Source organism: Pseudomonas sp. ChxA (genome assembly GCF_030263855.1).
GTDB lineage: Bacteria > Pseudomonadota > Gammaproteobacteria > Pseudomonadales > Pseudomonadaceae > Aquipseudomonas > Aquipseudomonas fluorescens_CB.
The window spans coordinates 682,490-694,841 of record NZ_JARPMK010000001.1; the positions used below are offsets into that span (position 1 = coordinate 682,490).

General features: G+C 61.1%; 9 protein-coding genes. 1 reads left to right on the forward strand and 8 read right to left on the reverse strand.

Annotated features, from left to right (window positions below; all coding sequences use genetic code 11):
- The first annotated feature begins 138 nt into the window (after window positions 1–138).
- Complete coding sequence (locus P5706_RS02875) at window positions 139–915, forward strand: hypothetical protein (RefSeq protein WP_285678525.1); 777 nt, start codon at window positions 139–141, stop codon at window positions 913–915.
- Here P5706_RS02875 and tspR read toward each other — a convergent pair.
- The 8 genes from tspR to prmA form a co-directional block, all read right to left on the reverse strand.
- A complete protein-coding gene (gene tspR / locus P5706_RS02880) occupies window positions 912–1,508 on the reverse strand; it encodes a type III secretion system genes modulator TspR (protein ID WP_017136752.1) in 597 nt (198 codons plus the stop codon). The two genes, P5706_RS02875 and tspR, sit on opposite strands and share 4 nt — an antisense overlap.
- A gap of 1,091 nt (window positions 1,509–2,599) precedes the next feature.
- The gene (locus P5706_RS02885; RefSeq protein WP_200433773.1) at window positions 2,600–5,371 is read right to left on the reverse strand and encodes a hybrid sensor histidine kinase/response regulator; all 2,772 of its coding nucleotides are present in this window, start codon (window positions 5,369–5,371) and stop codon (window positions 2,600–2,602) included.
- Between the two features lie 115 nt (window positions 5,372–5,486).
- Window positions 5,487–6,779, reverse strand: a complete 1,293-nt coding sequence (gene purD, locus P5706_RS02890; RefSeq protein ID WP_285678526.1) for a phosphoribosylamine--glycine ligase — start codon at window positions 6,777–6,779, stop codon at window positions 5,487–5,489.
- A 125-nt stretch (window positions 6,780–6,904) separates the two neighbouring features.
- Complete coding sequence (purH, locus tag P5706_RS02895) at window positions 6,905–8,512, reverse strand: bifunctional phosphoribosylaminoimidazolecarboxamide formyltransferase/IMP cyclohydrolase (RefSeq protein ID WP_200433775.1); 1,608 nt, start codon at window positions 8,510–8,512, stop codon at window positions 6,905–6,907.
- An 81-nt stretch (window positions 8,513–8,593) separates the two neighbouring features.
- Window positions 8,594–8,914: a DNA-binding transcriptional regulator Fis gene (fis, locus tag P5706_RS02900; RefSeq protein WP_003221275.1), complete on the reverse strand. Its 321-nt coding sequence runs from the start codon at window positions 8,912–8,914 to the stop codon at window positions 8,594–8,596.
- A complete protein-coding gene (gene dusB, locus P5706_RS02905) occupies window positions 8,911–9,924 on the reverse strand; it encodes a tRNA dihydrouridine synthase DusB (protein ID WP_200433776.1) in 1,014 nt (337 codons plus the stop codon). Before dusB ends, fis begins: the two co-directional genes overlap by 4 nt.
- 185 nt (window positions 9,925–10,109) lie before the next feature.
- Complete coding sequence (locus P5706_RS02910) at window positions 10,110–11,318, reverse strand: DUF3426 domain-containing protein (RefSeq protein ID WP_285678527.1); 1,209 nt, start codon at window positions 11,316–11,318, stop codon at window positions 10,110–10,112.
- Window positions 11,319–11,348: 30 nt separating this feature from the next.
- Window positions 11,349–12,227 (reverse strand): 50S ribosomal protein L11 methyltransferase, encoded by an 879-nt coding sequence (prmA, locus tag P5706_RS02915; protein WP_138817039.1) that lies wholly within the window; start codon window positions 12,225–12,227, stop codon window positions 11,349–11,351.
- Between the last annotated feature and the right edge of the window lie 125 nt (window positions 12,228–12,352).

Consider the following 12,352-nt stretch of genomic DNA (forward strand, 5'->3'; position numbering starts at 1 on the left):
CTACCGGTACGCCGCGTTATTGCTGGGTGGTGTTTTTTCGACGGGTGCGTCAAGCGATGTTTGTGGCCTGGAAAGCGCGCTGGCCGCTGGACTAGTGTGGAGACAAGCCCCATGTGGGGTGCTTGTGGAGAACTGAAAATGGAGCGACGTCATAAAAGGATCATCAGTGCGAAAAGGCGCAAGTTGATTGCCGCCTACAAGCTGCCAGGGGCGCCGGGCGCCAAGCGCTCGGCGCCCCTGGACGCGGAAGATGATAGCAATGCAGCCGTCGTCAACAACGGCGTGATCTCGTTTATCGAGGGCATGTCGGCGTTGAACCGTGAATACATTCGTAAAAGCTACCTGTTTGCCAGCAGTTACGTGAGTGATGTGTTGAAGGTGCAACGAGGGAGCGAGGCGTGGTACGACGAGTTTATCAAGGTGATGGTCAGCCTGGGCTGGCTGCCGGTGCGCAGCCGCTTTGAACGGGTCTCAAGCTCCGACAAGGGGCTGACGGTGCAGGTGGCGGCACTGAGTATCATCGCGGCGCTGGCAGCGACTTCGCTGGCCGGGCCGTTGCTGGCGGCATTGCCGAAACTGGCCGCCGATGCGCTGGAGGCCTTGAAACATCAACCTGCGTTGTTTGAGTTGTTCAAACGCAATAGCACAGTGCACCAGGGCGGCGATTTTGGCTTGGCGTCCTGTGCTGAAACGGCAGGAGAGCTGATGATGGTGCTGGCGACTTACAGCAGCCACGGTGTGAGCAAACAGCTGGGCCTGCCATTTCTGGAATGGGACAGCTCTTCGGTCGAGGCTTTCAGCGGCCAGACTTGCCTGGTGCTCAATACCTCGATGGTCAACGAAAAAACCATTCAACTGATGCGCGAGAGTGCCGGTGACAAGGTGCAACTGGCGATCGCGAAATACCGGATTTAAGGCACCAGATAACCGCGCACACCGGTAAAGATGATCTGCGCGGCCAACGCACACACGAATAAACCCATCAACCGACTGACAATCTGCAAGCCCTGGTCACCCAGTATGCGTTCGATACGGTTGGACAAATACAGCACCACACCGACCGTGAAGCTGGCCAGGGCAATGCTGACGATGGCCATGAACTTGTCATCCCAGTGCGGCTGGCTCACGCCCATCACCAACAGCGCACCGATGGTACCGGGGCCGACCGTGAGCGGGATGGTCAACGGTACGATGGTGACGTCCTGCTGCACATTGTCGGTCTGCACCGCTGACTTGCCCTGGGCCATGCCCAGGGCCGAGATAAACAGCACGCTGCCGGCGCCGATGCGGAAAGCATCCACCGTAATGCCGAACACGCTGAAAATCACCCGGCCGAACAGGTAGAGCAACACGCTCGACACCAGCGTGGCCAGCGCGACTTTCCAGGCCAGGCGGCGCCGCTCTTTGCTGGAGTAACCACGGGTCAGGCTGATAAAGCAGGACAGCACGAAGAACGGGCTGTAGAGCACCAGCATTTTCAGGTAGACGCTGAATAACACGTGGAGCATGGGCGCGGCTCGCGATAGGAGAGGTTTGCGGAGTCTATCAGGCGCAACCGGGCAAATGTGGGAGCTGGCTTGCCTGCGATAGCGGTGGAGCAGACAAAGGGTGTGTGATTGACACACCGCCATCGCAGCATAGGCATCTACATAAATACTGGCGTCTGGGGTGTTTTATCTTGGGGGCATATCCGTTATTTAGGTAACGGCGGCCTATGGTTCCGCTCTTACAGCGGGTCACTTTTGCAAGGACGCAAAAGTAACCAAAAGGTCCTCGCCCCACCACTCGGCCCCTCGCTTAGGCTCGGTGTGCCCTCACTCCGGCTTGAATCCGTGGGCCGCCGCGATGGGCCATCCTTGGCCCAGCGCGGCTAACCCGGCGTCCTGCCGGGTTACCCACGGATTCAAGCCTGCGTTCGGCCATCGTGGTTAACGGGGCGTCTCAGATCAAAAGCAGATCAAGATCAAGATCTACAGCACGGCGGCCTGAAAGCCGACCTGAGTGGTTGAATCAAAAGCAAAAGCGGATTTGCATACACTTGAGATCTGCTTTTCTGTGGGAGCTGGCTTGCCTGCGATGCAGGCACCTCGGTACATCAGGCACACCGAGTTGATGCCATCGCAGGCAAGCCAGCTCCCACCTTTGACCGAGTATGGCTCTTGCTCTTGCTCTGGCCCTTACATCCTTTTCGCTGACGAAGTCAGCGGTCTTTTGATCTGCGCTTTTGATCTTGATCTGAAATCGCCCCGTCAAACACGATGGCCGGAATCTGACAGTGATTTGGGGGGTAAACCGGCAGGGATGCCGGTTTAGCCGCGCTGGGCCAAGGATGGCCCATCGCGGCGGCCCCCCAAATCACTGTCGGATTGCGGGCATGCCGAGCCATAGCGAGGCACCGAGTGTTGGGGCGAGGACCTTTTGGTTACTTTTGCGTCCTTGCAAAAGTGACCCGCTGTAAGAGCGGAACCAATAGAAGCCGTTACCGCAGCAACGGATATTCACCCCGACCGACCACCCGCCTGGTCAGCCCGCTAACGTTGTGTAGATACCCATGGCCATCGCAGGCAAGCCAGCTCCCACAGGAGGCTGCATTTCAAGGTCACGACGGGGCGTGTTCCGGCCGCTGCTGACGCTGCGCCACCCAAAACTCCACCAGTTCACGCAACTGCGACAATTCCACCGGCTTGGCCATATGGCCATCCATGCCGGCCTGGCGTGCGCGCTCTTTATGTTCCGTGAGGATATGTGCCGTCAGCGCCACCACGGGTGTGCGAATACGCTGATGGCTGACTTCCCACGCGCGCAATTGCTGGGTGGCAGAGAAGCCATCGAGGATCGGCATTTCGCAGTCCATCAACACCAGGTCGTAACGCTGGGCCTTCATTGCCTCCAGCGCTTCTTCGCCGTTGCTGGCGGTGTCCGGGTTGAGGTTGAGCTTGCCGAGCATGCCGCGAATCACTTTGGTGGAGATGCTGTTGTCTTCGGCCACCAGGATCTTGAAATCACTCGGCACGGTCACTGCTGTCGGCGCGTTGAGCACCGGGCGCGGCGCAATTGCGCCTTTGCTGCGCTGGGTCAGTTCGTCGGCCAGGGTGGTCTTGAGCGTGTAGCCGGCCACCGGCTTGGCGAGGATGCGCTTGATCCCGCAGTTGCGCGCGATGATCTTGCTCGGCGCATTGCTGATGCCGGTGAGCATGATCAGCAGGATGTCGTGGTTCAGGCTCGGGTCTTCCTTGATCTTCGCCGCCAGTTGCATGCCGGTCATGCCGGGCATGTTCTGGTCCAGCAGCACCACGTCGAAGTAGTCGCGCAGGTGCGCCTTGGTGCGCAGCAGCGCCAGCGCTTCTTTGCCGGACGGCACGGCGCTGACGTTCAAGCCCCAGGCGGTGCATTGCTGCACCAGCACTTTGCGGCAGGTGTCGTTGTCATCGACCACCAACACCCGCGCGCCCTTGAGCGGCCCGTCGAGGTCGGACGTCGGGTGCTCCAGGCGTTCCGGGTCCAGTGGCAGGGTCAGCCACAGGGTGCTGCCCTGGTGGCTGCCGCTCTTGATGCCGAACTCGCCGTTCATCAGCAGGATCAACTGACGGGCGATGACCAGGCCCAGGTGGCCGCTCAGGCGCGTGGCCGACAGGAAGTTCTTGCTGTGCAGTTCGCTGTGCAGCAGCGCGTCGCGTTCGGCGGCGTCCATCGGCAGGCCGCTGTCTTGTACCGCGATGCGCAGGCGCGGCTTGGTGCTGCGTTCGTCGAGGGCAACCACGATCAGCACTTCGCCTTCATCGGTTTTTTGCAGGGCGTTTTCCAGCAGGCTCAACAGCGCCTGGCGCAGGCGCGTGGGGTCGCCGCTGATCACGCGCGGTACCTGTGGCTGGATAAAGCTGATCAGCTCGACGTTCTGCTGTTCGGCCTTGGCGCGGAAGATGCTCAAGCAGTCATCGATCAGCGCGTTGAGGTCAAATTGCACGTCGTCCAGTTCGATCTGCCCGGACTCGAGCTTGGAGATGTCGAGGATCTCGTTGATCAGCGTCAGCAGTTCATTGCCGGCGCTGTGGATGGTCTGCACATAGTCACGCTGTTTCACTGACAGCGGCGTGCCCAGCAGCAACTCGGTCATGCCCAGCACGCCGTTCATAGGGGTGCGGATTTCGTGGCTGATCTTGGCCAGGAATTCGGCCTTGGCAGCGATTTCGGCGTTGCTGGCTGCCAGGTCGCGGCTGAGGCTGAAGCGGGCCTCGACAATGGCGCGCTGGCGTTCACCCAGGGCCAGGCTCATCAGCAAGCCGCTCAGGCAGATAAAGCTCAGCAGGGTCACGATCAAACCTTGCGGCGCCACCAGCGTCAGGCCCAGCAGGGCGGGGAGGATGATTAGCGTGCCGATGTTGAACACCACCATCGCCACCACAAACAAGCGCGCCGGCCGGTAGCCTTTCTGCCAGTGGTAGGCCGAGACAAACAACATGCTCAAGCCCGCCAGGGCGACCAGTGCGTAGGTGATGATGTTCAGCGGCAAGGTGTTGACGAACAACAGCAACAGGCCACACAGCACGATCAGCAGGATATCGGCCATCAACAGCTTGTTCAGCGGGTGCGGGCCCAAGGGCATGAAGAAGCGATAGGCAAACATCAGCCCGCACGGCGCAGTCAGCAACAGCGCGAGGTAGGCGCCCGGGGTCTGCACCGCGTGCCAGTTCGGCAGCCACGGCCCCACCAGGTTGAGCAACAGCGCCAGGCTCAGCATCAACAGTACTTCGCAGGCCGCCAGCCACAGGCTGCTGCGCGAGCGGTGGTAGGCGAAGCGTGTGAGGTTGTGCAGGATCAGCATCAGCAGGCAGCCGAACAGCAGGCCGTAGATCAGCGTCTGGGTCTGGTCGGCGGCGGCGAGCACGGCCGGTTCCAGGGTGATGTAGGGGCGCAGTTCGTGTTCCGAGACCAGGCGCAGGTACACCTCGAGAGGCTTCTGGCTCTGGGGCATCGGCAGCATGAAATCGCTGCTGGGCAGCGGGCGTTCCGTCTGTGGCTGGCGCGTACCGGTGCTTTGTTGCTCAACCAGCATGTCGCCGTCGAGCACATACAGGTTCAGGTGCGAGAGGTCCGGGGCGAATACTCGCAGTACTTGTTCGTGCTTGCCGGGTTGCAGCTTGAAGCGTACCCACAACGCACCGTCCGGCTCCGCGGCGGTAATCCGGTCGAGTTCGATGGGGCTGAATTGATTGGTGTAGCGGGCGGAGCGGATGTCGCTCAGCTGCAGGTCGGCCTGTTCATCAAGCAATACTGCCCAACCACTGCCTTGCGCGGCGGCCTGGGCCGGGAACAAGCAGAGCAGGGTCAGCAAGCTGACTGTAAAACCTATGGCGATCCTGAGCCAGCGCACGGCGAAATCCCTTCGTAGGTTGATGCACGGGTTAACTATGCGCGGGGCGACATGGGTACGGCAAGGGCCAAAGGCCCTTACCTAACCGAACGGATAGCTACGCAAGCGTAGCTGTTCAGTTGCTCTCGCCGCGTTCACGGGCAATGGCGCGATAGCCGATGTCCGTGCGGTAGAAGCAGCCTTTCCAGTCGATTTTTGCGGCCAGTTTGTACGCCTGCTGTTGCGCGGCGTCGACACTGGCACCCATTGCAGTGGCACACAATACACGGCCACCTGCGGTTACAACTTTGCCGTCCTTGAGCGCGGTGCCCGCATGGAACACCTTGCCTTCCAGCGTAGCAGCCGCATCCAGACCTTCAATCACATCGCCCTTGGCGTAGTCGCCAGGGTAACCACCGGCCGCCAGCACAATGCCGACACTCGGGCGCGGGTCCCACTGCGCTTCAACCTTGTCCAAGGCCTGGGCCAATGCAGCTTCCACCAGCAGCACCAGGCTCGATTGCAGACGCAGCATCACCGGTTGGGTTTCCGGGTCGCCGAAGCGGCAGTTGAACTCGATGACTTTCGGGTTACCGGCTTTGTCGATCATCAGGCCAGCGTAGAGGAAACCGGTGTACACATTGCCTTCGTCGGCCATGCCGCGCACGGTTGGCCAGATCACCAGGTCCATCACGCGTTTGTGCACGTCGGCGGTGACGACTGGGGCAGGGGAGTAGGCACCCATGCCACCGGTGTTCGGGCCGCTGTCGCCATCGCCCGCACGTTTGTGGTCTTGGCTGGTGGCCATCGGCAGCACGTTCTTGCCATCGACCATCACGATGAAGCTGGCTTCTTCGCCGTCGAGGAATTCCTCGATCACCACACGCGAGCCTGCATCACCAAACGCGTTACCGGCGAGCATGTCGCGTACGGCGTCTTCGGCTTCCTGCAAGGTCATGGCGACGATCACGCCTTTACCGGCGGCCAGGCCATCGGCCTTGATCACGATCGGTGCGCCTTTTTCACGCAGGTAAGCCAGGGCCGGCTCGATCTCGGTGAAGTTCTGGTAGTCGGCCGTCGGGATCTTGTGGCGAGCCAGGAAGTCCTTGGTGAAGGCTTTGGAGCCTTCCAGCTGCGCGGCACCGGCGGTTGGGCCGAAGCAGTCCAGGCCACGGCTGCGGAACAGGTCCACAACGCCAGCCACCAGCGGTACTTCCGGGCCGACGATGGTCAGGGAAACATTCTTTTGCGCGAAGTCGGCCAACTGCTCAAGGGCCAGCACGTCGATAGCGACGTTTTCGCACTTGGCTTCAATGGCGGTGCCGGCGTTGCCGGGTGCGACGAAAACCTTCTGGACGCGTGGGTCCTGGGCAACTTTCCAGGCCAGGGCGTGTTCACGGCCACCGCTGCCAATGATCAAAACATTCATTTCAAAACCCTCGTTAGGATGATCGTTCCCACGCTCTGCGTGGGAATGCCTCTACGGACGCTCTGCGTCCGAGGGACGCGGAGCGTCCCTGGCTGCGTTCCCACGCGGAGCGTGGGAACGATCAATCAGTGGCGGAAGTGGCGCATGCCGGTAAAGACCATCGCGATGCCCGCTTCATCAGCGGCTGCGATCACTTCTGCATCACGCATCGAGCCACCCGGTTGGATCACGGCGGTCACACCGGCTTTCGCGGCATTGTCCAGGCCATCACGGAATGGGAAGAACGCGTCGGAAGCCATCACCGAACCCACGACCTGCAAGCCTGCGTGTTCGGCCTTGATCGCGGCGATACGCGCCGAGTTCACGCGGCTCATCTGGCCGGCGCCGACACCAATGGTCTGGCGGTTCTTGGCGTAGACAATGGCGTTGGATTTAACGTACTTGGCGACTTTCCAGGCGAAGATCAGGTCGTTGATCTCTTGCTCGGTCGGCGCGCGTTTGGTCACGACTTTGAGGTCTTCGCTGCCGATCATGCCGATGTCGCGGCTCTGCACCAGCAAGCCACCGTTGACACGCTTGTAGTCCCAGGCAGCGGCGCGGTCCGCCGACCACTCGCCACAGGCCAGCAGACGCACGTTGGCTTTGGCGGCGACGATGGCGCGCGCTTCTTCACTCACCGAAGGGGCAATGATCACTTCAACGAACTGGCGCTCAACGATCGCCTTGGCGGTCTCGGCGTCCAGTTCGCGGTTGAAGGCAATGATGCCGCCAAACGCAGATTCAGTGTCGGTGGCGTAGGCCAGTTCGTAGGCCTGGCGAATGCCGCCTTCAGCGTCCGGGCTCACGGCCACGCCGCACGGGTTGGCGTGCTTGACGATCACGCAGGCTGGCTTGACGAAGCTCTTCACACATTCCAGCGCAGCGTCGGTGTCGGCCACGTTGTTGTAGGACAGTTCTTTACCTTGCAGCTGGGTCGCGGTGGCGATGCCGACTTCGGCAGGCTTGGCCTCAACGTAGAACGCCGCGCTCTGGTGCGGGTTCTCGCCGTAGCGCATTTCCTGGGCCTTGATGAACTGGCTGTTGAAGGTCCGCGGGAACTGGCTGCGGCCTTCTGTGCTGAGGGTCTCGGCGGCCTGGTTCACGGTGCCCATGTAGTTGGCGATCATGCCGTCGTAGGCCGCGGTGTGTTCGAACGCCTTGAGCATCAGGTCGAAGCGCTGGGCGTAGGTCAGGCCGCCGGCTTTCAGGCTGTCGAGCACCTGGGCGTAGTCGCTGGCGTTGACCACGATGGCCACGTCTTTGTGGTTCTTGGCAGCCGAGCGAACCATGGTCGGGCCGCCGATATCGATGTTCTCAATGGCGGTCGGCAGGTCGCAGCCTGGCTTGTTGATGGTGGCTTCGAACGGGTAAAGGTTAACGGCTACCAGGTCGATCGGCTTGATGCCGTGTTCGCTCATGATGGCGTCATCGATACCGCGACGACCGAGGATCCCGCCGTGGATTTTCGGGTGCAGGGTCTTGACCCGACCGTCCATCATTTCTGCGAAACCGGTGTAGTCCGCGACTTCTACTGCGGCCACGCCGTTGTCCTGCAGCAGTTTGAAGGTCCCGCCTGTGGAGAGGATTTCCACGCCCAGGGCTTCCAGCTCCCGGGCAAATTCGAGGATCCCGGTCTTGTCGGAGACACTGATCAAGGCGCGGCGGATCGGCAGGCGGGTGGTCTGGTCGGTCATTTCAATTTCCATCAAAAGCAAAGGAGTCAGCAAAAAAGGCGACCGTTTTTACGCGGGCGCCTTTCTGGTTTGATTGAATGCTTACAGCAAATCGTATTGTTTGAGCTTTTTGCGCAAGGTGCCACGGTTGAGGCCCAGCAGCTCACTGGCTTTGGTCTGGTTGCCCTTGACGTAGTTCATCACGCTTTCGAGCAACGGCGCCTCGACTTCGGAGAGCACCAGGTTGTACACGTCCGTGACGGAAGCGCCCTCAAGGTGGGCGAAATAATTGTGCAGCGCCTTCTCGACACTCCCACGAAGGGTCTGACCTTCTTCGCTCGGCGTGTTGAGGTGCTGTTTCAAATTGACGTTGTCGCTCACGGGTGCTGTTCCACTCACTAAAGTCTCGGTCATCATCGTCATGCGGCCACCCCCTCTCCGTCCCCTGTCCCCAGGCTCTTGTAACGCTCGGAGAAGAACTCACGAACGTTGGCGCACTGTGCTTCCGTATCATCCAAACGATTGAAGTGGGCGCGAAACTCCCTGGCGCCCGGCAAGGTTGCGAGATACCAGCCCACATGCTTGCGAGCAATGCGTACTCCCATCACGTCTCCATAGAAGGCGTGCAGGGCGGCCAGATGCTCTAGCAGAATACGTTCCACCTCGGTCAACTCCGGTGCCGGCAAGACTTCGCCGGTACGCAGGAAATGCTCGATCTCACGAAAAATCCATGGCCGCCCCTGGGCGGCCCGGCCAATCAACAAGCCATCGGCACCGGTTGCGTGCAGCACGCGCCGGGCTTTCTCGGCTGAGTCGATATCGCCATTGGCAAAGACCGGCATCGACACCGCCTGCTTGATCGCGGCAATGGTGTCGTACTCGGCTTCACCGGTGTAAAGGTCGGCGCGGGTGCGGCCATGCACCGCCAGCGCTGTAATCCCGGCCTGTTCAGCGATCTTCGCCACTGTCAGGCCATTTTTGTTGTCCCGGTCCCAGCCGGTACGAATTTTCAGGGTGACCGGCACATCCACTGCGGCGACAACGGCCTGCAGGATCTCGGCTACCAACTGCTCATCTTTCAACAATGCGGAACCGGCGGCCTTGTTGCAGACCTTCTTGGCCGGGCAGCCCATGTTGATGTCGATGATCTGTGCGCCCAACTCCACGTTGGCTCGGGCCGCATCCGCCAGCATTTGCGCATCACCACCGGCGATCTGCACCGAGCGGGGCTCGGGATCACCTTCGTGGATCATGCGCATCCGCGATTTGCGGGTGTTCCACAAGCTCATGTCGCTGGTGACCATTTCAGAGACTACTAGACCCGCGCCCAAACGCTTGCACAGCTGACGAAAGGGCTGGTCGGTGACGCCCGCCATCGGGGCGAGGATCAAGCCGTTTTGCAATGTGTATGGGCCGATGCGTACCGCCGACATAGGACTTCCCTGTTGTGGGGCCGGATCATTAGAGTTCGAAAAAGGGTTGGCATGATACCCGCTCTCGATGACTGGATAAAGGCTGAATTGGATAAAATCTGAACAGTTATTTCTTTATCGCCGCCGGTTTGGTTGCGCAGCGCAAAGTCAATAATTTGCCGTCAAACCTCAGAACCTGCGCCGGTTCACTCGGGCGAGTGAAAACTCAGGCTGTAATTCACGGCTTTATTGCCTGGGTCAAGGATATCCAGGGAGATGTGGATCGGTGTCTGCGACGGCATTTCACTGACGCCGGCCAATTCACCACTCAGGTATTCGCCGGGTTTGAAGCGACGACTGGCGATCAGGCTGCCGTTCATGTCGGCAAAACGCAGTTCCAGCAGCGGGAAGGGCTGGGAGAACGTCGCCCGGTTATAGATGATCGCATCCACCACCAGCGCCCCGGCAAACTCCGGGTTGCTGCGTACCACCAGGTTGCTGCTCTTGATATGGGCGATATCGACCCGAGATGGCACCGTGCAACCGAGTGATGGGCATAGCTGCTGGAACCATGGGCGGTAGGCATCCTGGCGGGCCAGGTCGTCGAATTGGTACGCGATGTACTGGCCTGCCAGGCCCGCGGCGGCGATCAGCACCAGCAGGATCCAGATCAGTCGACGGCCCCAGCCGGAAGGGCGCTTCTGGGCGTAAAGGTGCAGCGGATCGTCTTCCAGGTCCTGGAGTACGTCGTCGTGAAGGCTTGCCTCGGGGCGCGCGCGCTTGCGACGCAGTTGCGGGCGGTCTTCGGGTTGCGGTTCGTCCAGGGCCTGGGTCAAGGGCGTGAACGGCGGGTCGATATCGTCATCTTCAACGTGAGGTGCCGAGCGCAATGGCGGCTCATCCTCGATATCTTCAAGGCGCAACGACATGGAGGGTTCGGTGCGCTGGCGTGTCGCAGTGGTCGGTTCCGGCTCGTCCTCGGGCGCTGGAGTGCGTTCCTCGGGCGGTTCGCTGAACAGGCTGGCGGCCCACTTCTCTTCCTCGGCCTTGACGGTGCCGCGGGTGGCGCTCAGGGCGTCTTCAGGCTGGCGACGGTCGGCGGATGCCTGGCGACGCTCCAGCTTGGCCAGTTCTTCGTCCAGGTCCAGGTTGTCCAGGTCCAGTTCTTCGGCGTTCCACTGCTTCTGGCTGATAGCCCGTGGGGGCTCGGCGGACGGCTCGGCGGCTTTTTCGGCAACCGCCGGCTGCACCGGTGCAGGTGCCTGGCCGCGCTGTTCCAGCAACTGGCGAGCGGCGTTGAACACTTGCAGGCACGAGCCACAGCGCACCACGCCACGGGCCACACTCAATTGTGCGTGGCTGACACGAAAGCGGGCTTGGCAGTGTGGGCACTGGGTGACGAAACTGTCGGTCATGCGGCCATCCGATTCAGGCAAGCGCTCATTCTAGCGCCGACGACCACTGATGCGTACCCAGCCATCACGGTTGGCGATCGGGTCCAGTTCGAAATCCTTGGCGTAGGCAGCGGCCACGTCTTCGCCTTGCTCGGCGAGGATACCCGACAGCGCCAGACGCCCGCCCGGCTTGACCAGGCTCGACAGTTGCGGCGCCAGCGACACCAGCGGGCCGGCGAGGATATTGGCCACCAGCACATCGGCCTGCACCTGGGGCAAATCTTCCGGCAGGTAGAGTGGGAATTTGCCTTCAGCGATGTTATTGCGCCCGGCGTTATCGCGGGAGGCTTCCAGGGCTTGCACGTCGATATCGGTGCCGACCGCTTGCTTGGCGCCCAGCAGCAGCGCAGCAATCGCCAGGATCCCCGAACCGCAGCCGAAATCCAGCACGTTGCAGTCGCTCAGGTCCTGGCCGTCCAGCCATTCCAGGCACAGTGCGGTAGTAGGGTGGGTGCCGGTGCCGAACGCCAGGCCCGGGTCCAGCAGCAGGTTGACGGCATTCGGTTCCGGCGCGGCGTGCCAGCTTGGCACGATCCACAGGCGCTGGCCGAAACGCATCGGCTGGAAGTTGTCCATCCAGCTGCGTTCCCAGTCCTGGTCTTCGATCACTTCGCTGTGATGCTCCGGCAGCGGGCTGCCAGTGAGCAATTGCATATGGGCCAGTACGGCGGCGGCATCGGTGCCGTCTTCGAACAGTGCCAGCAGATGGGTGTGGGACCACAGCGGCGTGGTGTTGAGTTCCGGTTCGAAGATCGGTTGGTCTTCGGCATCCATGAAGGTCACCGACACGGCGCCGACTTCGAGGAAAGCATCTTCGTAGGTTTCGGCTTGTTCTGGGCTGATGGCGAGACGGACTTGCAGCCAAGGCATGGCGGGCACCTTTGAAAAATGAGTGTGCGACGGCTGGGTCGCGAAAGCGCGCAAGTTTACGCGAGCGACGAGTTTGTGGCGAGCGGGCTTATGTGGGAGCTGGCTTGCCTGCGATGCAGGCGCCG